Raw genomic sequence first — 24,164 nt, 5'->3', positions numbered from 1 at the left:
CATGACTGACACCGTCTGGGCGCCGGACGGCAGCAACCTGGTGGTTCACGCGGACAACGCGGAATACCTCCCCACGCTGCCGGACGGCGCCTTCACACTGATCTACGTGGATCCGCCCTTCAACACCGGGCGCGTCCAGAAGCGCCAGGAAACCAAGATGGTGCTCAACGCCGGCGGCGAGGGCGACCGCGTCGGATTCAAGGGCCGGTCCTATGACACGATCAAGGGCGCGCTGCACAGCTACGACGACGCCTTCAGCGACTACTGGTCCTTCCTGGAGCCCCGGCTCGTGGAGGCCTGGCGGCTCCTGGCCGACGACGGCACCCTGTACCTGCACCTGGACTACCGCGAGGTGCACTACGCGAAGGTCATGCTGGACGCCATCTTCGGCAGGGAATGCTTCCTGAACGAGATCATCTGGGCGTACGACTACGGTGCCCGGGCCAAGTACCGGTGGCCCACCAAGCACGACAACATCCTTGTCTACGTCAAGAACCCGGCGAAGTACCACTTCGACAGCGCCGAGGTGGACCGTGAGCCGTACATGGCGCCCGGGCTCGTCACGCCCGCCAAGCGCGAGCTCGGCAAGCTTCCCACGGACGTCTGGTGGCACACCATCGTTTCGCCGACCGGCAAGGAGAAAACCGGGTATCCCACGCAGAAGCCGGAGGGGCTCATCCGCCGCGTGGTTGCGGCTTCGAGCCGGCCGGGCGACTGGTGCCTGGATTTCTTCGCCGGTTCCGGCACGCTCGGAGCGGTGGCCGCGAAACTCGACCGCAGGTTCGTGTGCGTGGACCAGAACCTGGCCGCCGTCGATGTCATGACCAAGCGACTCGCCGCTAAGGCGCAGTTCACGTCGTTCCCGACGCCCTGACGCGCCGCCCCGGCCCCGCGGTCCGTGCCAACCTGCCGGTTGCGCTATCACTTGTGGCTGCCATTCGGGGCCATTCCGGCCCCTGAGGGACGCTAAGTGATAGCGCAACTGGGTCCGGGGCAGCCTCAGCGCACCACGGACGAGCCGGTCCCCATGTCCTCGATGCGGGCAAAGACTTCCGGGCTGGTCAGGTTTTCACCCAGCAGGTTCGGCTTCCCAGTGCCGTGGTAGTCGGAGGATCCCGTGACCAGCAGGCCGTATTGTTCGGCGATCCGGCGGAGGAACGTCCGGCCCTCCTCGGGATTGTCCCGGTGGTAGATTTCCAGGCCTGCCAGCCCGGCGTCGATCATCTCCCGGTAGGTCTGCTCCCCCACGATCCGGCCGCGGGCAGACGCGACGGGGTGGGCGAACACCGGCACGCCACCGGCTGCGCGGACCAGTGCGACGGCGAGCGCCGGCTCCGGCGCGTAGTGCTGCACCCAGTAGCGCGAGCGTCCGGTCAGGATGGAACCGAAGGCCTCGGCCCGGTCTTCCACCACGCCCGCGGCGACCAGCGCGTCGGCGATGTGCGGGCGGCCGAGGGTGGCGCCCGGCGCGACGTGGTGGATCACGTCGTCCCACGTCAGCGGGTAGTCCTCCGAGAGCAGGGTGACCATCTTCTGGGCCCTCGTGCGCCTGGCATCCTTGGACTTGGTGATTTCCTCAAGCAGCCCGGGATGCGCGGGGTCGTGGAGGTAGCTGAGCAGGTGGACGCTGATGCCTTCCGCCGTCCGGCACGAGATCTCCATGCCCGGGACCAGGGCGACCCCCGTTTTCCGGGCCGCGGCGGCGGCCTCGGCCCACCCGGCGGTGGAATCATGATCGGTCAGGGCCACGACGTCGAGCCCGGCAGCGGCGGCGGACGCAATGACATCGGCCGGCGCCTGGGTGCCGTCGGAAACGTTGGAGTGGGCATGCAGGTCAATCCTCACCCCACCAGCGTAGTAGATGGCCGGATCAAAGCCTCCGCCTCCACCGGCCCGGCCGCCCGGCGGCGGTGGCGCGCCGTTGGCCTAAGCCGCGGCGCTGGTGAGACTATGGGACGGTGAACGATGCAGATAACACCCTAATCTCCGCTTCCCAGCCCCTCGAAGAGCGCGTCAACAACCGCTCGCAGCGGCCCAGCTCGGACGCTTTCAAGGCCTTCATGGCCAGCAACTGGGCGCCGGCCACGCAGCAACTCCCCGAACGGGACGCCGTCGCGGGTCACGCCGCAGCCAGGCGCCGCTCCATCTCAGGCCTGTTCAAAGGTGAACGCCTGGTCATCCCCGCCGGCCCGCTGAAAGTCCGCTCGAACGACTGCGACTACCGCTTCCGGCCGCACTCGGCCTTCGCGCACCTCACCGGCCTCGGCCTGGACCACGAGCCGGATGCGGTCCTGATCCTGGAACCGGTGGCCGAAGGTACGGGCGACGACGGCGGCAACCACCACGCCACCTTGTACTTCCGCCCGCTGGCCGGCCGCGACACCGAGCAGTTCTACGCCGATTCCCGGTCCGGGGAGTTCTGGATCGGCGCCCGCCCGACCCTGGAGGAGTTCAAGGCCAAGCTCGGCCTGGACACGGCAGACATCGCCGAACTCGAACTCGCCATCACCAAAAACGTCGGCGCGCCCGAGATCGGCGGAATCTCCATCAGACTGGTCCGCAAGGTAGACGAGAACATCGACGCCCTGGTTGACACCGCCCGCTACAACACGGCCAAGGACCCGGACAACCTTGACCTGAGCGTGCTGGACGCCCTGGACGAAAAGCTCAGCGAGGCCCTCTCGGAACTGCGCCTGCTCAAGGACGAGTGGGAAATCGAACAGATGAAGACCGCCGTCGCCGCCACCGTGGCCGGCTTCACGGAGGTCGTCAAGGCGCTCCCCCGGGCGCTGACCCACCACCGCGGCGAGCGCGTGGTGGAAGGGGCGTTCTTCGCCCGCGCCCGGGAGGAAGGCAACGAGCTCGGCTACGACACCATCGCCGCCTCCGGCAACAACGCCACCGTGCTGCACTGGACCCGGAACACCGGCAAGGTCAACGCCGGCGAACTGCTGCTCCTGGACGCAGGGGTCGAGGCCGACTCGCTGTACACGGCCGACGTCACGCGCACGCTGCCGGCCAACGGCAAGTTCACCGACATCCAACGCAAGGTCTACGAGGCAGTGCTCGACGCCGCCGACGCCGGCTTTGCCGCCGCCCAGCCGGGCACCAAGTTCCGGGACATCCACACCGCAGCCACCACAGTGCTGGCGGAACGGCTCGCCGAATGGGGGCTCCTGCCCGTCTCCCTGGAGGAAGCCGTCAGCACCGAGGGCCAGCAGCACCGCCGCTGGATGCCGCACGGCACCAGCCACCACCTCGGCCTCGACGTCCACGACTGCGCCCAGGCGAAGCGGGAACTCTACCTCGACGGCGTGCTCACGCCCGGAATGGTGTTCACGATCGAACCGGGCCTGTACTTCAAGAACGAGGACATCGGCATCCCCGAGGAATACCGTGGCATCGGCGTCCGGATCGAGGACGACATCCTCATGACGGCCGGCGGCCCGGTCAACCTCAGCGCCGCCCTGCCGCGCAAGGCCGACGACGTCGAGTCCTGGATGGCGGGCATCTACCTGGAAGCCGACAGCCAGACGCCGTAACGTCCGTCCCGCGGAGACGATAGAAGCGCCGAAAAAGGGAGGGTCCCTGTGGACCCTCCCTTTTTCTGCGGCTGCTTTTTATGTGGCTACTTTTTATGTGGCTACTTTTCTGGAGCTACTTTTTATGTGGCTACGGCGTGCCGCCGGTTAGGGCTGCTGGCCGTCCTGGCCCGGCGCGGGCTTGTCGCCGTCCGTGACCCTGACCCCGTATTGCGGGCGGCCGTCCGGGAGGTCCGGGTAGCTCACTCCGGACACCCTGCCGGCCGGGCGGGCTGTCTCCTCCGCCGCGCCGGCGGATGCCGCCGGGGCCTGGCCTGAGGCTCCTGCCTGCTGCGGCGCACCGCCCTGGTACTGTCCCGCCGGATCATTGCCGGTCTCCGGCGCCCGCTGGCCGTACGGATCGTTCCAGCCTGCGGGGCGCTGCGGCGCGGGGCCCTGCTGCCCGGGCTGCTGCGGGCTGGGCTGCTGCGGTTCCTGGTGCCGGTAATCGTGCTGGACGTAGCTGCCCGCTGTTGCCCCGGACGCGTCATGCGGCGTCATAGGCAGCTGGTGGAGCAGGCGCCGCGCCTCACCGGCGGCCTCGAAGGAGACCACCACGTCGTAGTTGGTCGCCACCACCTGGCTCGTAGACGTGAAGTCCCGCTTGCCGCGCTGCATGGCATACGTGACGATGCCAAAGAGCATGAAGAACGCGGCACCCATCAGCACGGACGTCACAATCGAGAAATAACCGGGGGTCGTGGAGAAGAAGGACAGCATCACGCCGACGAACAGGCCGAACCACATGCCGCTGAGGGCGCCGGACAGGGCCACCCGGGGATAGGTCAGCCTGCCGGTCACCCGCTCCACCATCTTCAGGTCGTTGCCCACGATCGACACCATCTGCACGGGGAACTGCTGGTCTGCCAGGTAGTCCACCGCCTTCTGGGCATCCAGGTAGGAGTTGTACGAACCGACGACGTCGCCTCTCGGGACGGCGCGGGCCTCGTCCGAGCCGGGGGCACCGGCCCTGGGAGCACCAAAAATGTTTGACATATGCCCATTCTCACCTATCCGACTGGTCTCCGGCTGGAAATTCAGCTAAAAGAGAGCAGACTCGGTAGCCTGTATGAGTGAGCACGAATCTTTCGCGGGTGTTTGTCGCGCGCCTCCTCGGACTGGACGTTTTCGACCCATTGGGCGACCGTCTGGGCAGGCTGCGCGATGTCGTGGTGCTCTCCCGCGGGACCAGGGGTGCCCCGCACGTGGTGGGCATCGTCGTCGAAGTCCCAGGCAAAAAGCGCGTCTTCGTGCCAATGACCCGGATTACTTCCATCGACCAGACCCAGGTCATCTGCACCGGCCTGGTCAATCTTCGCCGTTTCGAACAGCGCGGCGCGGAAACCCTCGTGGTCGCCGAGATGTTCGACCGCCGGGTGACCCTCGCGGACGGCAGCGGCGATGCGACCATCGAGGACATCGCCATGGACCGGCACCGCTCCGGCGACTGGTTCGTCAGCAAGCTCTTCGTCCGCCGCGGCCACTCGTTCTCGCCGCTGAGCCGGCTGCGCCGCAATGAAACCCTGATCATCGACTGGGCCGACGCCCGGCAGGGCGCCAAGACCGAGCCGCAGGCCGCCACCCAGTTCGTGGCCACACACGAGGACCTCAAACCGGCCGACTTCGCCGAAGCGCTTCAGGAAATGAGCGACAAGCGCCGCTTCGAGGTTGCCAGCGAACTCCAGGACGAACGGCTCGCGGACGTCCTGCAGGAGATGCGCGAGGGCGACCAGGTGGAAATCCTTTCCGCCCTGGACGTCAACCGCGCCGCCGATGTCCTGGAGGAAATGGATCCGGACGACGCCGCCGACCTCCTTGCCGAACTGCCCAGCGCCCAGGCGGAAGAACTCCTGCAATTGATGGAACCCGAAGGCGCCGAAGACGTCCGCCGCCTGCTGGAATACGACGAAGACACCGCCGGCGGGCTCATGACCCCGGTTCCGGTGATCCTGCCCCCGGAAGCAACCGTCGCCGAGGCACTCGCGCACGTACGCCGGGAGGAGCTCTCCCCCGCCCTGGCATCCTCGATCTTCGTCGCCCGGCCCCCGCTGGAGACGCCGACGGGACGATTCCTCGGCGTCGTCCATATCCAGCAGCTGCTGCGCTACCCGCCGCCGGAGCCGCTGGGCAACCTGGTGGACAAGAGCCTGGAACCGGTCTCAGACCAGGCCCACATCAGCGAGGTGGCCCGCGCCCTGGCCACCTACAACCTCAACTCACTCCCCGTGGTCAACGACGACGGACGGCTTGTGGGGGCGGTGACTGTTGATGACGTGCTTGATCATCTGTTGCCGGACGACTGGCGCGCCCACGAGGACGACGCCCCGATAAGGAAGCTCGGAGGCCGCATTGGCTGATTCCACAGCACCACGGGGCTCCGGCACCCGTCCGGCCGGCAAGGCCTCAGGCGGGCTCGACACGCCCCTGAGCGGCCGGCAGCGGATCCTGCCCAATTTCCGTCCGGACCCGGACGCCTTCGGCCACGCCACGGAGGGCTTCGCCCGCTTCATGGGCACCCCCGCGTTCCTGATGTACATGACGGTGTTCTGCTTGTTCTGGCTGGGCTGGAACACGTGGGCGCCGGAGGAATGGCAGTTCGATTCACGGGCGCTGGGCTTCACGCTGCTGACCCTCATGCTGTCCCTGCAGGCCTCCTACGCCGCGCCCCTGCTGCTGCTGGCCCAGAACCGCCAGGACGACCGGGACAAGGTCTCGCTCCAGCAGGACCGCCAGCGGGCCGAGCGCAATCTCTCCGACACCGAATACCTGACCCGGGAACTGGCGTCCCTGCGCATCGCGCTGCGCGAGGTCGCCACCCGCGACTACGTCCGCACCGAGCTGCGCAGCCTGCTCGAGGACATGCTGGAGGCCCAGGAGGAACTGCGCACCCACGATCCCTCCAACGGCGCCCACGAGACCCCGCGGGAAAAGGTCAAGGAGAAGCTGAAGGAGCGGCGCGACAAGCGCGGTCCCCGGACCCAGCAGATCCCCCGCGTCAAGGCCGGCGGAAAACGGGAGGACGGCGCCGCGAACCCGCCGAAGGGCCCCTCGAGGAACCCTTCCGCGAACCCGCCGAAGGAACCGTCAGCGGACCCGTCAGGGGCGGCGGCCGATCCCGCCCGCCTCCCCGCACACCGCACCACCCCCGAAAGCTGAGCATCGCCCGCATGAGCACCCCGCTGGAGAAGGCAGTGCACAGCGCACTCGCCACCGTCATCGATCCTGAACTCCGCCGCCCCATTACCGAACTCGGCATGGTGGAGTCCGTGGAGATCGCCGACGGCGGCCACGTGCGGATCGTGGTGCTCCTGACCATCGCGGGCTGCCCGTTGCGCGGCACCATCACCGCCGACACCGAGGCGGCGCTGTCCGCCGTCCCGGGCGTCACCGGCGTCGAGGTGGACCTGAGGGTCATGACGCAGGAGCAGCGCGACGCCCTCAAGGAGAGGTTGCGCGGCGCCGGCGGCCAGCGCGGCATCCCGTTCAATGCGCCCGGCTCGCTGACCAAGGTGTACGCCGTCGCGAGCGGCAAGGGCGGCGTGGGCAAGTCCTCGGTGACGGTGAACCTGGCGTGCGCCCTGGCTGCGCAGGGGCTCCGTGTGGGGATCGTGGACGCGGACGTGTACGGTTTCTCCGTTCCGGGGCTGATGGGCATCACCCAGGCCCCCACACGGGTGGACGACATGATCCTGCCGCCCGTGGCCTACGGGGTCAAGGTCATCTCCATCGGCATGTTCGTCACCGGTAACCAGCCCGTGGCCTGGCGCGGCCCGATGCTGCACCGGGCGCTGGAGCAGTTCCTCACCGATGTCTACTTCGGCGACCTCGACGCCCTCTTCCTGGACCTGCCCCCTGGCACCGGCGACATCGCGATCTCCGTCGCCCAGCTGCTGCCCAAGGCGCAGATCCTCGTCGTCACCACCCCGCAGGCGGCCGCCGCGGATGTTGCCGAGCGGGCCGGTGCGATCGCCACCCAGACGGGCCAGACCGTGGCCGGCGTCGTGGAAAACATGTCTTACCTTGAGATGCCCGACGGCGGCAGGATGGAACTGTTCGGCAGCGGCGGCGGCGCCGTGCTCGCCGAGCGTCTCTCGGCCACCGTGGGTGCAGACGTGCCCCTGCTGGGCCAGATTCCCCTCGAAGTCCTGCTGCGTGAGGGTGGGGATTCCGGCGTGCCGCTGGTGCTGGGCCGTCCGGAGACGCCTGCGGCCGTGGCCCTGGCCGGAATCGCCGGCAAGCTGGCGTCGGTTCCGCGTGGACTCAAGGGCATGCCGCTGGGTCTGCAGCCCCGCTGAACGGAGCCCCGCTGAACGGCGGGAAGCCTAGGTCGCCTCTGAGTCGAAGGGCGCCGCTTCGCCTTCGGGCAGCCGTTCGACAACCCGGGCCTGGCGGTACTCCGCGGCCGCTGTGGCGGCTGTGGACACGGCGGCCGGAGCCCCGGAGCTCACCGGCTTCGAGTCGTCCTCGAGGAGTGCTTCCTTGATGATCCGGCGGGGATCGTACTGGCGTGGATCGTATTTCTTCCAGTCGACTTCATCGATATCGATGCCGACTTCTTCCTTGATCTGTTCCCGCGCACCGGACGCCATCCGGCGCACTTCCTTGACGATATTGGCAAGTTTCTGGGTGTATTCGGGCAGCCTGCTGGGACCAATCACCAGAAGGCCGATGATTAGCAGAAGTAAAAACTCCGGTCCATTGATTCCAAGCACTTTAGGAAGATTACCCTCTCGTTCGGGCTGGCGACGACTTCGCGAAGTCCGAATGCCGACCATGTCCTGCCCGGGCCTGCCTCACGGAGCCAGATGCTCCAGGATTCGGCTCAGTCCGCGCTCAATCCGCTCCGGAATTCCGTCGCGGGAGATTGCCACCGCAGTGCCGCTGCTGACCCGGGTGAGGGCGGTCACGCCGTCGTCCGCCTGCTCGGCCGGCAGGTCCGAAATGTAGGTGTACGTGGCCGCGTTCGTCTGGTAAATGGCCCGGTAGGGCGGCGTCGGATTGACCCACAGCCTGCCGGTGCCGGACACGCGGGCAGCCGCCGGCGTGCCGGCTTTGGCCGGGGCGAAGCCGTCCGCGTCGGCTCTGTGCCCGGTCAGCACGTTGATGGGTGAATCTTCGGCCCGGGCCGGTGCGGTAGGCGCGCCGGGGGATGTGCCGGCCGCCTGTGGCGGGGATACGTGCTGTTCGAGGACCGTTGCGAAGTGCTGGCCGTCCGTGAGGCGGACTTCCAGGACCTCGTCCCCGGACATGACGCCGGCCCGGGCCCAGATGAGGTGGAATCCGAGGTCGCGAAGCTCCGGGCAGGTCCACCCCTGTGAGCGGAACACGGCCAGCTCCCCGGCGCTCAGGGTTCCGGCGGGGGTGAAATCGGGCTCACCGCCCAGGCCGAGCCCGACACGGGGACCGGTTGCCTCGGTTCCGGGAACGCCGGCGGCGACCGATCCGCTGGCGTCCAGCATGTCCCCCGCCCCGAGCGGTGCGCCGCTGCCGGCCTGCCCGCCGGTCTCCGGGTGCGCGGCAGCGGAGGCGTCGGCGCCGTCGGCAGGGACCAAGGGATCGCCTCCCATGGCGTAGCCGGTGCCGGCCACGAGGGCCAGGGCGGCGACGGCTCCGCCGACTGCCAGCGCCGGCAGCCGCAGGCCGCGGCGGCGTCCGCCCTGCGGGGGCGCGGCTCCGGAGCCGTCGCCTGCAAACCCCGGAGCGGCGGCCCGCTCGTCGGCTGCGGCCCATTCCGGGGTTGCCTCTTCCGGGCTGGTTGCCGCACCTTCCGCGGCCGACCGCTCCGCGGCCAACTGCCCGGTCCGCGCCAGGAGCCGGGCGGTCAGGTCCTCGCTGGCCTCGGGCACGGCGGCGCCGCGGAGCTTTTCCAGATACTGGCGCTCACGCTGTTGCCGGGCACGGCATTCGGGACACGATGCCACGTGATCATGACGGCCGGCAGCCCAATTCCGGGTAGCGCCGATCCTGCCCCGGCCGGCTTTGTCCCAGAACCTGCAGCCAGAGCCTCCCAGTAAACGTCTCAGCAGACCCATCGACTGGTTCAGAGGAGGCCGGCGATGCGCGGCATCTTGAGCCGCGGCTTGAGGGACTGCTTGGCCTGAGCCGGACGCGGGTCGCGGTGCGCGAGCTTTTCGCGCAGCATGGTCCGGCCGCGGTGGATCCGGGACCGGACGGTCCCGAGTTTGATGTCCAGTGCGGCGGCGACTTCGTCGTAGGAGAGCCCCTCGAGGTCGCACAGCACGACGGCGGCGCGGAAGTCCGGGGGAAGTTCCTCGAGCGCGGCCTGAACGTCGACGTCGAGGTTGTTGAATTCGAAGCTTTGCTCCGGTCCGGGCTCCCGGCCCGGGAGCCGCGACTCGGCGTCGTCGGCCAGGGCGTCAAAGCGGATCCTGTTCTTGCGCCGGGCCTGGTCCAGGAACAGGTTGGTGGTGATCCGGTGCAGCCAGCCGTCCAGCGTGCCCGGTTTGAAGTTCTCCAGCGAACGGAAGACCCGGACGAAGACCTCCTGGGTGAGGTCCTCGGCGTCGTACTTGTTTCCGGTCAGCCGGTACGCAAGGCGGTAGACCTTGGCGGAGTGGTTCGTCACCACTTCCTCCCAGGTCGGCCGGACCCATTCGGCTTCCGCCGCGGTCCGTGACTGGCCGGTTGAATCTGTTGCCTCAGTTGCCGGGACAGGTGCCAGAATCGACATCGTCCACTCCCCTCGTGGATGGTACCTACGCCTGAATTGTGCCTGCTCGCGCAGGTTCCTGCACCCTTCATTCGACGCCGATCACCACGCGGATGAGCGGATACCCATCATTTCAAAATAAGCTGGGAATTTCCTGACCCGGGCCGCTCTTCCGCCAAAGGCAGAACGCCGACTTCTGCCGGGGCCACGGCGCTGGCGCCTCCGTGTCCCGTCCCGCCGGACACAGTACGCTGTAGGGAACACTCCCCTGCCGCCCAGAAAGCGATATCCCATGAGCGCCGATAAGTCCACGAGCTGGTCCTACGCAGAAGATCTGCCTGCCGAGGATGAGGTCCTGTTGCACGCGCGCGAACGGTCCTTCGAGCTTGGCGTGACCCCGATCGGTCCCGGCGTGGGCGCCGTGCTGACGGTGCTGGCGGCAGCGTCCAAGGCACAGACCGCGGTGGAGATCGGCACCGGCGCAGGGGTGTCCGGTGTGTGTATCCTGCGCGGGCTGGGCCCGCAGGCCGTCCTGACCACCATTGACGTCGACGTCGAGCACCTCAAGGCGGCGCGCGAGGCGTTCCAGGAAGCCGGCAGCCCCGCCAACCGCACGCGCACCATCTCGGGCCGGGCCGGCGATGTCCTGCCCCGGCTGACGGACGGGGCCTACGATCTGGTGTTCATCGACGCCGACAAACCCAGCTACCCCAGTTACGTCGAACAGGCCGTCCGGCTGCTCAAGTCCGGCGGCCTGCTGATTGTCAACGATGCCCTCGACAAGGACCGGGTGTCGAATCCGGCCTCCCGGGAAGCCACCACGGTGGTGCTGCGCCAGATCGGCAAGTCAATCCGCGACGACGACCGCCTGGCCTCCGCGATGCTGCCCACCGGCGACGGCCTGCTGATCGCCGTCAAGAAGTAGCGGCACGGAAAAGGGCGGGGTCCGCGGCCTGGTGGCCGGACCCCGCCCTCTGCGAAGCTCTTGGCGTGATGCTATTCGGTGACGCCGACGAGGCATTCCTTGAGGTTTGTCGCCTCAGCAGCATTGAGTTCGACCACGAGCCGTCCCCCGCCTTCGAGCGGAACACGCATGATCAGGCTTCGTCCCTCTTTCGTCACTTCCATAGGGCCGTCGCCGGTGCGTGGTTTCATTGCCGCCATAAGGAAAATCCCCTCCATTAGTCCCTGACATACCAGCCCGGCCGGGCTGCGTCCGCTTGGCCAATCAAGCCGCCCGGCAGCACTCCAAGAGGCCGCCATGACAGGCAAACTCACAAATAAACCGCTTACGAATTCTGTGCGCTTCTTGTCCTTGCTTATCCTCTATTATCGCGTAACAATGCGCCCGTAGCTAATCGTTGGACTTTCAAGCGCGTCCCGCCACGCCGGGCCGGGGCCCGGAAATGGTGCTGTGGGTCACGGCGGGTAGTCCCCTCCGCCGGGCAACTGCGCCCATGCCCACAGCCACACAATCCACACAATCTGCAGCAGGACAAACATCACCACGACGGCACCGCGGTACGCGCGGGAACGCGAGAGAAGGGCTGCGCTGAGGGCGAGCGGGAACAGCGGCAGCAGCATCCGGAACGTGCTGGTCTGGGGGTGCAGGAAGACCAGCAGATAGCCCATGTAGCAGCAGCACCACAGCCGCAGCTCGGTGCCCAGCGCCACCACGGGCCTGGACATCATCAGCAGGGTGAACGCGGCAACAAACACGAAGGGCGCCAGCACTCCCAGGGTCGGCCCGAACAGCATGATGCCGGCGTCGAACCACGGCTTGAACGGCACCAGGTCATCGCCGCGCCAAGCTGTTTCGGTCTTGGTATAGGCGCCAAGGTCACCGGTCACCGCCCAGGCGATGGCGGGCCACAGCAGCGCGCCGATCCCGCTGACGGCGGTGAGACCGCCGAGGGCCCAGAGCTGGGCGCTGCTGTGGGCGGCAGCGCCGTCCAGGCTCTGTGTTGGAAGGTGCTGTGTTGGGAGGGGCTGTGTTGGGACATGCTCCGTTGGGAGGGGCTCTGTTCGGAGATGCTCCGCCAGCTGTTGCGTTTTGCGTCGCGTCACACCGAAGCGTTGCCAGAGACGGTAGAGCAACAGCAGCCCCACCATCGCCGCAAACGGGACACCGGTGGGCCGGGAAAGGCACATCAGGACCACGACGGGCATCGCCCAGAGGTACCGGCGCTCCATGACCAGCAGCAGGGCGCCGCCCAGCAACAGCAGGTTCAGGGATTCGGCGTACGGCACCTGCAGCACTGCCGCCACCGGGAAGGTCGCCAGGAACACGGTTCCCCAGAGCGCCGTGCGGTGCGAGGCCCGGTGCCTGAAAATCTTGTACGCCACCAGGGCTGCCCCCAGTCCGGAGACCAGCGCGATGGCCGTCAGCGACCACGCCGGGCCCGTGCCCGTGAGTCCGGACAGCACGCGGCCCAGCACGGGAAACAGCGGGTAGAACGCCCACGTGTTCTCCTGGACAGTGCCAGCGTCGTCGGTCGGAAGAAGCGCCGGATACCCCGTCTGGAGCGCCTCGGCGTACCAGCGCGCGTCCCAGATATTGATGAAATTCCAGTAGTCCGGCTTGGCGGGAAACCACGGATTCACGCCCTGGTGCAGGGCCGCAGCCATGAAAATACAGGCGCTGACCAGCCGGGCGGCGATGTACAGCCCGGCGACCTGCGTCCACCACGGCCACCGCGCCATCCGGGCGCCCGCGGCCGCGATGCGGCTCCACACCGCCGCGTTCAGTCCCTTCGGCTCGAGGGCCTCAGGCTCCGCGACGGCCTCCGGATCTTCCACGTGGTTCACGGCCCGGGCTCGGCCGGCGGGCGGAGGCGTTCCAGTTCCTCTCCGAGCGCCTCGATCTTTTCGTCCTTGGCGATGATCTGCTCCCGCAGATCATCGAGGACCTGGTCCACCTGGTCCATCCGGTAGCCGCGGAGCCCGACCGCGAAGCGCAGGCGGTCGATGTCCGCCGCGGCAGCGCGCTCGGGCAGCAGGACCGGCGGCAGGGATGCGACCGGCTCGTCGAAACCGTCGTCGAAGGAACCGGCACCCCCGTCCCGGTTTCGGTGGAGGATTTTCGGCACGAGGCCGGCACCCAGGAGGACGGCGACGCCGATCAGCGCTATCGCCAGGAAAACCAGGAAGAGACTCACTAGACCATCGTGCCAGAAGCCGGGCGCCGGAGCGCTCAGCCGGACGTGTCAGCCTTGCGGTTCCCTAGCCGTTTCCCTTGGAGGCGCTGCCGCCGATGTTGCCGCCGTTCGGGTTCCGGTGGCGCGCGGCCCCCTCCACCACCAGCGCGACCGCCAGCGCGGGGTCGTCCACTACCTGCACCAGGTCCAGATCTTCCTCGGACACCATTCCCTCTGCGACGAGCGTGTCCCGTACCCACTCGAGCAGGGGACCCCAGAAGGCGACGCCCACCAGCACGATCGGGAACGAGGTGACCTTGCGCGTCTGGACCAGGACCATGGCTTCGAAGAGCTCGTCCAGGGTGCCGAGACCGCCCGGGAGCACGATGAATCCCTGCGCGTACTTCACGAACATGGTCTTGCGCGCGAAGAAGTACCGGAAGTTGATGCCCAGGTCCACCCACTGGTTCATGCCCTGTTCGAACGGCAGCTCGATCCCGAGCCCCACCGAGACGCCGTTGCCTTGCACGGCGCCCTTGTTCGCGGCCTCCATCGACCCCGGGCCACCGCCTGTGATGACGGCCAGTCCTGCCTCGGCCAGTTGGCGTCCCACCTCGACACCGAGCTCGTAGTTCCGGCTCCCCGGCACGGTGCGGGCGGAGCCGAAGACGCTGACCGCCGGACCGAGATCGGCCAGGGCGCCGAACCCTTCCACGAACTCGCTCTGGATCCGCAGGACCCGCCAGGGGTCGGTGTGCACGAACTGGCCAGGACCCTTGGTGTCCAGCAGCGTCTGGTCGGACATCGTGACTTTGGCGGCCTTCCGGCGCAGTTCAAGCGGGCCCTTGTGGCGGATTCCGTTGGGCGCCGGAGTGCTCCGGGCCTCGCGGGTCGGCTTGCCGGCGGGCGTCTGCTCGGCATCTTGCTTGGGGCTGCGCTGCGGATCGGTACTCATGCCCATAGGCTAGCGCGGAACTGCGGCGCTGCCGCGTCGGCGCGTCGGCGCTTTGATGGCAGCAAGGGGCCACGGGGACTCCGGCGGGTGCCTGGCGACGGCCCGGCAAGAGACGCTGACGTGCAGGTATCTCTTGAATCACGATCTGCACGAATAAGAGTGATTGCGGTCATATTGCGCCAATCTTCGCTAGATTCTTTGTATGACTACTCAAGTGCCCGGCGATGCCCTCGTCTCCCTGAAGGCCGTGAACAAGCATTACGGCCAGTTGCACGTCCTGAAGGACATCAACCTGAACGTCCGCAAGGGTGAGGTTGTTGTTGTCATCGGCCCCTCGGGTTCCGGAAAGTCGACGCTCTGCCGCGCCATCAACCGCCTAGAGACCATTGACGACGGCGACATCAAGATCGATGGCAAGGAACTGCCCGCCGAGGGCAAGGAACTTGCAAAGCTGCGCGCCGACGTCGGCATGGTCTTCCAGTCATTCAACCTCTTCGCGCACAAGACCATCCTGGAAAACGTCACCCTTGGCCCCATCAAGGTCAAGGGTGTCTCCAAGGGCGAGGCCGACAAGGACGCCATGGCGCTGCTGGAGCGCGTCGGCGTTGGGCATCAGGCCCCCAAACTTCCGGCCCAGCTCTCCGGTGGCCAGCAGCAGCGCGTTGCCATCGCCCGCGCCCTGGCGATGAAGCCGAAGGTGATGCTCTTCGATGAGCCCACCTCGGCCCTCGACCCGGAAATGATCAACGAGGTCCTGGACGTCATGGTCCAGCTCGCCAAGGAAGGCATGACCATGATCGTGGTCACCCACGAGATGGGCTTCGCCCGCAAGGCGGCGGACCGCGTCGTGTTCATGGCTGATGGCCAGATCGTCGAGGACGCGACCCCCGAGGAATTCTTCACCAACCCCAAGAGCAGCCGGGCCAAGGACTTCCTGTCCAAGCTTTTGACGCACTGAGCCCGCTACGAGTTCGCACTCTGGCCGCCGCACGGCGGCCGCCCAATGAAAGGAATGTCATGAAGGCATTTTTGACCCGAAGGAAATCCCTTCTGGTTGCCGCATCCGCAGCACTGGCACTCACCCTGAGTGCTTGTGGCGGCAGCACCTCCACGACCACCAACCCGCCCGTCGCCGAGAAGCCGAGCTTTGCCGCCGATTCCACCATGGCCAAGCTTGCATCCGCGGGCAAGATCACCATTGGCACCAAGTTTGACCAGCCGCTCTTCGGCCAGAAGGGCCTGGACGGCAAGCCGGTCGGCTTCGACGTCGAAATCGGCAAGCTGATTGCCGCCAAGCTGGGCATCCCCGCCGACAAGATCGAGTGGGTTGAAACCGTTTCCGCCAACCGCGAGCAGTTCATCAAGCAGGGCAAGGTGGACATGATCGTCGCCACCTACACCATCAATGACAAGCGCAAGACCGAAGTCGACTTCGCCGGCCCGTACTACGAGGCCGGACAGGCGCTCATGGTGAACAAGGACAACAACTCCATCACCAAGCCCGAGGACGTCAAGGGCAAGAACGTCTGCTCCGTGACCGGATCCACCCCGGCCGCGACGATCGTCGAAAAGTACGGAGCTGTCCTGGTTCCGGCCGCTACCTACTCCGCTTGCCTGGAACCGCTGCGGAACAAGCAGGTCGAAGCGGTGACCACCGACAACGTGATCCTCGCCGGTTTCGTGTCCAAGGAACCGGACGCCTTCAAACTGGCATCGGACCAGACCTTCACCAAGGAGCCCTACGGCATCGGCCTGAAGAAGGGCGACACTGCCTTCCGCACGTGGATCAATGACCAGCTGGAGGCTGCCGACAAGGACGGCTCCTACAAGAAGGCCTGGGAAGACACCGCCGGCACGGTCATTAAGACCACGCCCGCGCTTCCCACGATCGACCGCTACTAGCCGGCTGTGGCGGCTGTCAGGCAGCGGATCTTCCGCAGCCCGGCAGCCGCCACGCCCGTTTTTCGCCTGGAATCCCCTCAACGCAGCTGAAGGAACTTATGGACGTCATCATTGAAAACCTCCCCCAGTATTGGGACGGTTTTCTCAGAACCCTCTTCCTGTCCGTGGTCTCGGGGATTATCGCCTTGGTCTTCGGCACCATCCTGGCGGCCGCCCGCGTCTCACCCGTCGCCGCGCTGCGCGGCTTCAGCATGGTGTACGTCGAGATCGTCCGGAACACCCCGCTGACCATCGCGTTCTTCTTCGCGGCGGTCGTGCTGCCCCGCCTCGGCGTCACGTTCCAGCAGTTCGAGGTCGCCGCCATCATCGCCCTGAGCGCCTACACCTCGGCCTTCATCGCCGAGGCCGTGCGCTCCGGCGTCAACAGTGTCCCGGTGGGCCAGGCGGAGGCCGCCCGCAGCATCGGCATGAAGTTCACCCAGGTGCTCTCCCTGATCATCCTGCCGCAGGCCCTGCGGACCGTGATTCCGCCGCTGATCAACATCCTGATCGCCCTGGTCAAGAACTCCTCCGTGGCCGGCGCGTTCTATGTGCTGGAACTCTTCGGCCAGGGCAAGCAGCTGGCCAACGCCAACGGCGATGCCGTCGTGTGGGTCCTGGTCGGCGTCGCGTTCTTCTACCTGCTGATAACCATCCCGCTTGGCTACCTCGCCAGCGTCGTTGAACGAAAGGTGGCAATCGCGCGATGAGCTCTGTTCTCTACGACGTCCCCGGCCCCAAAGCCCGCCGGATATCGCTGATCGGCTCCATCATCGGCGTCATCGTGATCGGCGGCCTCCTGGTCCTGGCAGTCATGACCCTCGCCCAGCAGGGAATCTTCGACGCCAAACGCTGGGCAGTCTTCCAGCTGCCCGACGTCTGGGCCCTGATCGCGGCCGGCATCGGCGCCACGCTCGCCGCGGCCGCGGTGGCAGCGGTGATCGCGTTCCCGCTGGGCCTGCTCCTGTGCCTGATGCGCATCTCGGACAACGCCTGGATCAGGGTGCCCACCCGGATCGTGCTGGAATTCCTGCGCGGCATGCCCGTGGTGCTGATGATGCTGTTCGTGCTGCTGGTGTTCGCCACCAGCTCGTTCGTCGCCGTGGTGGCCGGCCTGGTCCTGTACAACTCGGCGATCTTTGCCGAGATCATCCGCGCCGGCGTCCAGTCGCTGCCCAAGGGCCAGCGTGAGGCCGGCCTGGCGATCGGACTCACAAGCTTCCAGTCCCGGCTGACCATCGAGCTGCCGCAGGCCATCCGGCGCATGCTGCCCTCGCTGGTCGCGCAGCTCGTGGTGCTGCTGAAGGACACCTCGCTGGGCTACATCGTCGCCTACGGCGAGCTGCTCCGGGCCGTGCAGGTCATGGCCGACTTCCTCGGCCCGCAGTACCTGTTCCCGGTGTTCTTCGTGGCTGCAGCCATCTACATCGCGATCGACCTTGCGGTCTCCCGCCTCGCCATCTGGCTCGAACGCCGCGGCTCCAAGCGGGCCGCCGGCGGCGTGGCGCACGTGCCGGTTGCCGGACTCCCGGCAGCCAAGTAACACCCGTCCACCGCAAAGGGTCCGGAACCTCCCTGAGGTTCCGGACCCTTTCTGCGTTCGGCGGTGCGTTGGCCGGTGTGCCGTGCGGCTTTCGCCGGGTCAGGCGCTGAGCCAGCTCCGCAGTGCCCGCAGGCATTCCCGGATGGCGTCCGCCTCGACGTGCTCGTTGTCCTTGTGCGCCAGCAGCGCATCGCCGGGCCCGAAGTTCACTGCGGGGATGCCGAGTTCGCTGAACCGGGCGACGTCGGTCCAGCCGTACTTGGGCTTCGGCTCGGCGCCCACGGCGGCGACGAAGGACGCGGCGGCGGGGTGGTGCAGTCCCGGCCGCGCCCCGGCCGCGGCGTCGGTGCGCACGACCTCGAATCCGTCCAGCAGTTCCCGGACCACGGCCTCGGCACCGTCCGGGGTCTTGTCCGGCGCGAAGCGGTAGTTGATTTCGACGACGCACTTGTCCGGGATGACGTTTCCGGCCGTGCCGCCGTGAATCTTCACGGCGTTGAGGCTTTCGCGGTAGTCCAGGCCGTCAACAGTCACCGTCTGCGGCTCGTACGCCGCCAGCCGGGCCAGGATCGGGGCCGCCGCGTGGATGGCGTTGCTGCCCATCCAGGCCCGGGCCGAGTGGGCGGCCTCGCCGCGCGTGGTGACCTCGAAGCGGCTGGTGCCGTTGCAGCCGCCCTCCACCGTCCCGTTGGTTGGCTCCAGCAGGATCGCGAAGTCCCCGCCGAGCAGGGATCCGTGATTGCGCACCAGCCGGCCGAGGCCGCTCTTGACGGCCTCGACTTCCTCGTGGTCGTAGAAGACGAACGTGACGTCCTTGTCCGGGGCCGCCCCGCCGTCGAACATGGTGGCCGCCAGTGCCAGCTGCACGGCGACGCCGCCCTTCATGTCGGTGGCGCCGCGACCATACAGCACCCCCTCCCCCGGAGCCCCGGAGGGCCAGTACGCAGGAACGGTCCCCAGCGAGCCCTCGGTGATGGGCAGCGGCACGGTGTCCAGGTGGCCGGCAAGGATCACACGCTCGGCCCGGCCAAGGTTGGTGCGGGCAATGATCGAATCGCCGTCGCGGACCACTTCCAGCTCCGGCAGCAGGCGGAGGGCCTGCTCGACGGCGTCGGCCAGGACCTTCTCGTTGCCGGAGACGCTGTCGATGTCAATCAGGGCGGCCGTGAGCAGGGCGACGTCCTGGCGCAGGTCCAAATGGCCTGGGGTGCGGACAGGAGCGCCGGCGGGAGCAGTGGCAGGGGTGCGCGGGTTCGTGGGGGTCACGGTCCCACCTTATCCGTTCGCTTTCGCGCCCGGTCGCAGCAGCCGCCATCCCGTCCGGTCGAATGACAAACCTCTCCTGTCACTTGGACGACTCACGTTTCAGTGGCCGCCGACGCTCTCGTTAGACTTGGGGCATGACTGAAACTGCTGCTTCTGCTGTGCCCGCCGACGCCCGCTCCGCCTACGGATACGGGGTGGCCACCATTTCCACCCGCAACGGTGAGGCCACCGTGCTGGATGTATGGTTCCCGGCCCCGGCGCTGGGAGTCGCCGCGGAGCACCTGCGTGATGTGCAGAACGCGGACCAGTCACTGGCCGACATTGCCGCCAACGGAACCGACGCGGACCGGGGCACCGAGCAGCAGGTTGTCTTCGCCCAGATCAACCTGGACGAGGCACCGGCCGACACGGCGGACGCCTACCTTCGCCTGCACCTGCTCTCCCACCGCCTGGTCCAGCCCAACACCATCAACCTCGACGGAATCTTCGGCAAGCTCCCCAACGTCGTGTGGACCAACTTCGGCCCCGCAGCCGTGGAGGACTTCGAACTCACGCGTGCGCGCCTGCGCAAGCGCGGCGCCGTCACCGTCTTCGGCGTGGACAAGTTCCCCCGCATGGTTGACTACGTCGTTCCCTCCGGCGTCCGGATCGCCGACGCCGACCGTGTCCGGCTGGGTGCGCACCTGGCCGAAGGCACCACGGTCATGCACGAGGGCTTCGTGAACTTCAACGCCGGAACGCTCGGCACCTCCATGGTCGAGGGCCGGATCTCGGCGGGCGTCGTCGCCGGTGACGGGTCCGACGTCGGCGGCGGGGCCTCGATCATGGGTACCCTCTCCGGCGGCGGCAAGGAAAAGATCGCCATCGGTGAGCGCGTCCTCCTCGGCGCCAACTCCGGCGTGGGAATCAGCCTCGGCGATGACTCGGTGGTGGAGGCCGGACTCTACGTCACCGCCGGCACGCGCGTGCGTGTCATTAGCCCGCGGGATGCCGAGGGTGAAGACACCAGCCGGGTGGTCAAGGCCGTGGAGCTGTCCGGCGTCCCGAACCTGCTCTTCCGCCGCAATTCCGCCACCGGCGCCGTCGAGGCTCTGCCCCGCAAGGGCCAGACTGTGGAGCTCAACGCGGACCTGCACGCCAACTGACCGCACCGGCTGGTACGGTATGGCGGGCGGCGAAGGCCGTCAGGCCGGGCCGAGTCCGAACGATGAAGCAGCCGATGACGCAGCCCGCTGGGGCCTGAGGGAGTAAGTTTCGTGGCACGACGAGGGAGCTGGCGGCGCCGGATCGTACTTCTGCTGACCCTTGCGATGGTCGCGGGCGCGATCTACACCGCGGTGGCGTTCCTGCAGCGATCGGAAACGCTGATCACCGAACGCTGCACGGCCGTGGGCAGCGGAGGCGATGACCTCGCCACCGACCAGGCCGCCAACGCTTCCCTGATCACCGCCGTCGCGGTCCGGCGTGGGCTTCCCGCCCGGGCCGCCAGCATCGCGCTGGCCACCTCCATGCAGGAATCCAAGCTGCGCAACATCGGCCACGGCGACCAGGCCGGCCCGGACTCGCGCGGGTTGTTCCAGCAGCGCCCGTCCCAGGGGTGGGGCACCACGGCGCAGGTGATGGACCCGTACCATGCCAGCAACGCGTTCTACGATGCGCTCGTCAAGATCTCCGGGTACCAGTCCCTGGAGATCACCGATGCCGCCCAGCGGGTCCAGCGCTCGGCGTACCCGGAGGCCTATGCCCAGCACGAGGGGATGGCCCGCGCGTTCGCTTCGGCCCTGAGCGGCCAGACGCCCGCAGGCCTCGACTGCTCGCTGCGGTCCCCCGACAGCGCCGGGGATCCGGCTGCCGTCGCCGCGGAGCTGGCCACGGCCCTCGGTGATGTCCAGTCGTCCGCGAACGGCCGGACGCTGCAGGTGGATGCCGAAGGCGCCCGGGCCTGGGCTGTCGGGCAGTGGGCCGTGGCCAACGCCAAGGAGCTGTCCATTACCAGCGTCGAGGTCGACGGCCGGGCCTGGAACCGGCAGTCCCGCGACGGCTGGCAGCCTGCCCAGGTCCCGGCCGGCCAGGTCAGGGTCACCGTCGCCGACGCCCCGCGGACCTGAGCGCCCAACAACACGCGGGCCTAGACCAGGAGATCAACCACAGGCTGCACGTAGCTGCGGAACAGTTCCGGCTGGGACAACAGCTCGTGGCTCATGAGGATCTTGTCCGGCTCGAGGAACCACGCGCGCGGCTCCGCAAGCGGGAGTTCGATGATCGTCAGGCCAAAGTCATTCGAGGCGCGTCCCACTTCAAGCAGGCGGTCCTCCACCATGTCGGCCAGCAGTTCGTTGTGGCCGTTGGTCTCGCGCTCCGCTTCGAGGGCCACATATTCCCCGCGGCGTTCCCTGGCCCACGTCAGGGCCGCCCCGAAATGGGCCTGCAGCACCCGACGCAGGGCCGGGGAATTGCTGAACGCACGGAAGCCGGGCGGGGAGAGTTCCGGGGACATCTCCGGGTGGGCCTTCAGCAGCTGCTCCCACCAGGCCTCCCATTCGGTCTTGAGCGCAGCCGGGCCGCCAACTTCGGCAATCAGGTGGGTGTGGTCCGCGGCGCGGATCTTCGGTGCCACGTGACACAGTGCCGGATGACCCGCGGTGTCCAGACCGGCTGCGTCACGAACGTACAGGGCTATGAGCATGGGACCAGAAGTATCCATCGTGATCCGCCAGCCAGGTCCGCCGGTGTGGTGCATCCAATTGCCTCCTTGGCAAGACGTACGGTCTCAGTCTATTCCTGTTGCTAAGACGCGTTAACGGCTGGTGCCCGGCCCGATATCCGGCGGTTCAGGCCCTCAAGATGGGCTGCGAGCACATCCTTGCACATCTGGGCCGTCATCCACTCCGGCTGCAGGAGGGCGTGCATGGTCAGGCCGTCCAGCACGGCCAGCAACAGCTCCGCTTCGGTGACGAGCACGTGCTGGTCGATGCCGCCGGTGTCAGCGCTCTCCGCCCCGGAGGTAAGGCCCATGATGAGCCGGCCCACGACGGCGGCCACCGCACGGTGGCTTCGGTCCGCCTCGGCGGCCAGGAACGGCTTGGTCCGGGCTGCATTCTTGAAGGCCATCCACACGCACGCGTCAACGGCCCGTTCCTCATCGAGCGGAAGCACCTCGCCCAAGAGTGCCATCACGGCCGTGTGGTGCGCGTCTGTTCCAGGCGACAGGTCCCCCAGAAGGGAGTCCGCGGCGGTGAGCCTGCCGACGATGCGGTCCACCACCATGGCGAAGGCTTGGGTCAGCAGCTCGTCGCTGCTGGCGAAATAGTGCCGCACGGAGCCGACCGCCAGTTGGGCTTCGTCTGCAACTTCCCGGAGGGAGGCCCGTTCAAGACCATCCACGGCGATGATCCTGAAGACTGCGTCAACTATTTCCTGGCGCCGGATGACGGCGTCGACAAATTTAGGCACTGGTCTTTTTTAGCACGTCTGTGTCGCCACCGCCGCGGGCCACACCGATTCCCCCGCTGGCGTGGCAGGGGTCACAACGGCGCAGGTCACGGCAGTATTGGCCGCAGCGGCGGTGGCCAATACTGCAGCGGTGTCCGCAGCGGCGGCCAGGGCGGTGCGGCGCCCGCCGGGAACGACGCCGGCCGCGCACCCCAAGTAGGTGCGCGGCCGGCGTCGTACTTCCTGTACGGCAGGTGCCGTGGCTCTCCGGCGACTACAGCGCCGGGTAGTTGCGTTCCGGTTCGCCGACGTAGAGCTGGCGCGGGCGGCCGATCTTGGTGTTGGGATCGCTGATCATCTCGCGCCACTGGGCGATCCAGCCCGGCAGGCGTCCGATCGCGAAGAGCACCGTGAACATCTTTTCCGGGAAGCCCATGGCCTTGTAGATCAGGCCGGTATAGAAGTCCACGTTCGGGTAGAGCTTCCGCTGGATGAAGTAGTCATCGCCCAGGGCCTTCTCTTCAAGGCGCATGGCGATGTCCAGCAGCTCGTCGTTTCCGCCGAGCTTGCTGAGGACCTCGTGGGCCGTGGCCTTGATGATCTTGGCACGGGGGTCGTAGTTCTTGTAGACACGGTGCCCAAAGCCCATGAGGCGGACGCCGTCTTCCTTGTTCTTGACCTTCTCCATGTAGTCCTCGGGCTTGATGCCGTCGGCCTGGATCTGGCGCAGCATCTTCAGCACGGCCTCGTTGGCGCCGCCGTGGGCGGGGCCGAAGAGGGCGTTGATGCCGGCGGAGACGGACGCGAAGAGATTGGCGTTCGAAGATCCGACCAGGCGCACGGTGGAGGTGGAACAGTTCTGCTCGTGGTCCGCGTGCAGGATCAGCAGCAGGTCCAGGGCCTTGGCGATGACCGGGTCCACCTCGTACTGCTCGGCCGGCAGACCGAAGCTGAGGCGCATGAAGTTCTCCACGAGGTTCATCGAGTTGTCCGGGTACAGCATGGGCTGGCCGATCGACTTCTTGTGGGCGTACGCGGCGATGACCGGCATCTTGGCCATGAGGCGGATGGTGGATACTTCCACCTGCTCGGCGTTGAACGGATCCAGCGAGTCCTGGTAGAACGTCGAGAGCGCGGACACGGCCGAGGAAAGCACCGGCATCGGGTGGGCGTCGCGGGGGAAGCCGCTGAAGAAGCCCTTGAGCTCCTCGTGCAGCAGGGTGTGGTGGCGGATCCGCTGGTCGAAGGATTCCAGCTCGGTGGGGGTCGGCAGGTTGCCGTAGATCAGCAGGTAGGAGACTTCCAGGAAGCTCGAATGCTGGGCCAGCTGCTCGATCGGGTAGCCGCGGTAGCGCAGGATGCCGGCGTCGCCGTCGATGTAGGTGATGGCCGAGGTGGTGGCCGCGGTGTTCATGAAACCGGGGTCGAAGGCGACGGCGCCGGTCTGCTTCAGCAGCTTGGAAACGTCGTAGCCTTCGTTTCCTTCTACAACCTTGATGCGCGGGAGTTCGAGCTCGCCGCCGGCATGGCGCAGGGTTGCGCTGGTGGTTTCAGTCATGGAGTCTCCTCATGAGGCATCGGGGCCTCTGTCGAAAGCTGGTCCAACATCTGGTGAAGCTGCCCGCGGATCCTGTGCGGA

General features: G+C 67.3%; 25 protein-coding genes. 12 read left to right on the top strand and 13 right to left on the bottom strand.

Going from position 1 to position 24,164, the window contains the following annotated elements; all coding sequences use genetic code 11:
- The first annotated feature begins 1 nt into the window (after position 1).
- Positions 2-874 carry a DNA-methyltransferase gene (locus AB4089_RS00285; RefSeq protein ID WP_441407358.1) on the top strand — a complete coding sequence of 291 codons (873 nt, stop codon included), beginning with the start codon at positions 2-4 and terminating at the stop codon, positions 872-874.
- A gap of 125 nt (positions 875-999) precedes the next feature.
- Here the strand turns inward: AB4089_RS00285 and AB4089_RS00280 are convergent, their stop codons facing one another.
- Positions 1,000-1,845, bottom strand: a complete 846-nt coding sequence (locus tag AB4089_RS00280; protein WP_441407357.1) for a PHP domain-containing protein — start codon at positions 1,843-1,845, stop codon at positions 1,000-1,002.
- 113 nt (positions 1,846-1,958) lie between these two features.
- On the opposite strand from AB4089_RS00280, the gene AB4089_RS00275 reads away from it, so the two are divergent.
- Positions 1,959-3,542 (top strand): aminopeptidase P family protein, encoded by a 1,584-nt coding sequence (locus tag AB4089_RS00275; RefSeq protein ID WP_441407356.1) that lies wholly within the window; start codon positions 1,959-1,961, stop codon positions 3,540-3,542.
- 147 nt (positions 3,543-3,689) lie between these two features.
- Here AB4089_RS00275 and AB4089_RS00270 read toward each other — a convergent pair whose 3' ends face one another.
- Complete coding sequence (locus tag AB4089_RS00270) at positions 3,690-4,577, bottom strand: general stress protein (RefSeq protein ID WP_441407355.1); 888 nt, start codon at positions 4,575-4,577, stop codon at positions 3,690-3,692.
- 77 nt (positions 4,578-4,654) lie between these two features.
- On the opposite strand from AB4089_RS00270, the gene AB4089_RS00265 reads away from it, so the two are divergent.
- Genes AB4089_RS00265 through AB4089_RS00255 form a run of 3 tightly spaced genes read left to right on the top strand, consistent with a single transcriptional unit; the run spans position 4,655 to position 7,876 of the window.
- Positions 4,655-5,938: a magnesium transporter MgtE N-terminal domain-containing protein gene (locus AB4089_RS00265; RefSeq protein WP_441407354.1), complete on the top strand. Its 1,284-nt coding sequence runs from the start codon at positions 4,655-4,657 to the stop codon at positions 5,936-5,938.
- Entirely contained in the window at positions 5,931-6,737 is an 807-nt protein-coding gene (locus AB4089_RS00260; RefSeq protein ID WP_441407353.1) for a DUF1003 domain-containing protein, read from the top strand. Before AB4089_RS00265 ends, AB4089_RS00260 begins: the two co-directional genes overlap by 8 nt.
- Before the next feature lie 11 nt (positions 6,738-6,748).
- Positions 6,749-7,876, top strand: coding sequence for an Mrp/NBP35 family ATP-binding protein (locus AB4089_RS00255; RefSeq protein ID WP_441407352.1), 1,128 nt, complete (start codon positions 6,749-6,751; stop codon positions 7,874-7,876).
- 27 nt (positions 7,877-7,903) lie between these two features.
- Here the strand turns inward: AB4089_RS00255 and AB4089_RS00250 are convergent, their stop codons facing one another.
- The 3 genes from AB4089_RS00250 to sigE all read right to left on the bottom strand — a co-directional run bounded on the left by AB4089_RS00250 (position 7,904) and on the right by sigE (position 10,272).
- Positions 7,904-8,293 (bottom strand): twin-arginine translocase TatA/TatE family subunit, encoded by a 390-nt coding sequence (locus AB4089_RS00250; RefSeq protein WP_441407351.1) that lies wholly within the window; start codon positions 8,291-8,293, stop codon positions 7,904-7,906.
- An 81-nt stretch (positions 8,294-8,374) separates the two neighbouring features.
- Positions 8,375-9,502, bottom strand: a complete 1,128-nt coding sequence (locus tag AB4089_RS00245; protein ID WP_441407350.1) for a hypothetical protein — start codon at positions 9,500-9,502, stop codon at positions 8,375-8,377.
- A gap of 119 nt (positions 9,503-9,621) precedes the next feature.
- Complete coding sequence (gene sigE, locus AB4089_RS00240; protein ID WP_441407349.1) at positions 9,622-10,272, bottom strand: RNA polymerase sigma factor SigE; 651 nt, start codon at positions 10,270-10,272, stop codon at positions 9,622-9,624.
- Positions 10,273-10,543: 271 nt separating this feature from the next.
- Between sigE and AB4089_RS00235 the strand changes: the two genes are divergently transcribed.
- On the top strand, positions 10,544-11,176 hold the full coding sequence (locus AB4089_RS00235; RefSeq protein WP_441407348.1) for an O-methyltransferase: 633 nt from the start codon (positions 10,544-10,546) through the stop codon (positions 11,174-11,176).
- Between the two features lie 71 nt (positions 11,177-11,247).
- Here AB4089_RS00235 and AB4089_RS00230 read toward each other — a convergent pair whose 3' ends face one another.
- From AB4089_RS00230 to AB4089_RS00215, 4 genes are all read right to left on the bottom strand, one after another.
- The gene (locus AB4089_RS00230; RefSeq protein ID WP_079550332.1) at positions 11,248-11,415 is read right to left on the bottom strand and encodes a DUF3117 domain-containing protein; all 168 of its coding nucleotides are present in this window, start codon (positions 11,413-11,415) and stop codon (positions 11,248-11,250) included.
- A gap of 255 nt (positions 11,416-11,670) precedes the next feature.
- Complete coding sequence (locus AB4089_RS00225) at positions 11,671-12,954, bottom strand: hypothetical protein (RefSeq protein WP_441407659.1); 1,284 nt, start codon at positions 12,952-12,954, stop codon at positions 11,671-11,673.
- Positions 12,955-13,055: 101 nt separating this feature from the next.
- Positions 13,056-13,409 carry a DivIVA domain-containing protein gene (locus AB4089_RS00220; RefSeq protein WP_441407347.1) on the bottom strand — a complete coding sequence of 118 codons (354 nt, stop codon included), beginning with the start codon at positions 13,407-13,409 and terminating at the stop codon, positions 13,056-13,058.
- A 64-nt stretch (positions 13,410-13,473) separates the two neighbouring features.
- Complete coding sequence (locus AB4089_RS00215) at positions 13,474-14,343, bottom strand: TIGR00730 family Rossman fold protein (RefSeq protein ID WP_441407346.1); 870 nt, start codon at positions 14,341-14,343, stop codon at positions 13,474-13,476.
- 202 nt (positions 14,344-14,545) lie between these two features.
- On the opposite strand from AB4089_RS00215, the gene AB4089_RS00210 reads away from it, so the two are divergent.
- From AB4089_RS00210 to AB4089_RS00195, 4 genes are all read left to right on the top strand, one after another.
- Positions 14,546-15,301 (top strand): amino acid ABC transporter ATP-binding protein, encoded by a 756-nt coding sequence (locus AB4089_RS00210; protein WP_090575726.1) that lies wholly within the window; start codon positions 14,546-14,548, stop codon positions 15,299-15,301.
- A 59-nt stretch (positions 15,302-15,360) separates the two neighbouring features.
- Complete coding sequence (locus AB4089_RS00205) at positions 15,361-16,245, top strand: glutamate ABC transporter substrate-binding protein (RefSeq protein WP_441407345.1); 885 nt, start codon at positions 15,361-15,363, stop codon at positions 16,243-16,245.
- A 98-nt stretch (positions 16,246-16,343) separates the two neighbouring features.
- A complete protein-coding gene (locus AB4089_RS00200) occupies positions 16,344-16,994 on the top strand; it encodes an amino acid ABC transporter permease (RefSeq protein WP_441407344.1) in 651 nt (216 codons plus the stop codon).
- The gene (locus tag AB4089_RS00195; RefSeq protein WP_441407343.1) at positions 16,991-17,827 is read left to right on the top strand and encodes an amino acid ABC transporter permease; all 837 of its coding nucleotides are present in this window, start codon (positions 16,991-16,993) and stop codon (positions 17,825-17,827) included. The genes AB4089_RS00200 and AB4089_RS00195 overlap by 4 nt, the downstream gene beginning before the upstream one ends.
- A gap of 99 nt (positions 17,828-17,926) precedes the next feature.
- On the opposite strand, the gene dapE is transcribed toward AB4089_RS00195, so the two are convergent.
- Positions 17,927-19,093: a succinyl-diaminopimelate desuccinylase gene (gene dapE / locus AB4089_RS00190; protein ID WP_441407342.1), complete on the bottom strand. Its 1,167-nt coding sequence runs from the start codon at positions 19,091-19,093 to the stop codon at positions 17,927-17,929.
- 134 nt (positions 19,094-19,227) lie between these two features.
- Here dapE and dapD point away from each other — a divergent pair, with 134 nt between their 5' ends.
- Both dapD and AB4089_RS00180 read left to right on the top strand, forming a co-directional pair.
- On the top strand, positions 19,228-20,238 hold the full coding sequence (gene dapD / locus AB4089_RS00185) for a 2,3,4,5-tetrahydropyridine-2,6-dicarboxylate N-succinyltransferase (RefSeq protein ID WP_441407341.1): 1,011 nt from the start codon (positions 19,228-19,230) through the stop codon (positions 20,236-20,238).
- A gap of 111 nt (positions 20,239-20,349) precedes the next feature.
- Positions 20,350-21,201 carry a hypothetical protein gene (locus AB4089_RS00180; RefSeq protein WP_441407340.1) on the top strand — a complete coding sequence of 284 codons (852 nt, stop codon included), beginning with the start codon at positions 20,350-20,352 and terminating at the stop codon, positions 21,199-21,201.
- A 20-nt stretch (positions 21,202-21,221) separates the two neighbouring features.
- Here AB4089_RS00180 and AB4089_RS00175 read toward each other — a convergent pair whose 3' ends face one another.
- The 3 genes from AB4089_RS00175 to AB4089_RS00165 all read right to left on the bottom strand — a co-directional run bounded on the left by AB4089_RS00175 (position 21,222) and on the right by AB4089_RS00165 (position 24,083).
- Positions 21,222-21,833, bottom strand: coding sequence for a hypothetical protein (locus tag AB4089_RS00175; RefSeq protein WP_441407339.1), 612 nt, complete (start codon positions 21,831-21,833; stop codon positions 21,222-21,224).
- A gap of 47 nt (positions 21,834-21,880) precedes the next feature.
- The gene (locus tag AB4089_RS00170; protein ID WP_441407338.1) at positions 21,881-22,546 is read right to left on the bottom strand and encodes a TetR/AcrR family transcriptional regulator; all 666 of its coding nucleotides are present in this window, start codon (positions 22,544-22,546) and stop codon (positions 21,881-21,883) included.
- A gap of 253 nt (positions 22,547-22,799) precedes the next feature.
- Entirely contained in the window at positions 22,800-24,083 is a 1,284-nt protein-coding gene (locus AB4089_RS00165) for a citrate synthase (protein ID WP_441407337.1), read from the bottom strand.
- Positions 24,084-24,164 lie beyond the last annotated feature (81 nt).

Source organism: Arthrobacter sp. 2MCAF15 (genome assembly GCF_052115605.1).
In the GTDB taxonomy this organism is placed as follows: domain Bacteria; phylum Actinomycetota; class Actinomycetes; order Actinomycetales; family Micrococcaceae; genus Arthrobacter.
Note: the sequence above shows the minus strand (reverse complement) of the source record. Positions and strands in the feature narration are given on the sequence as shown.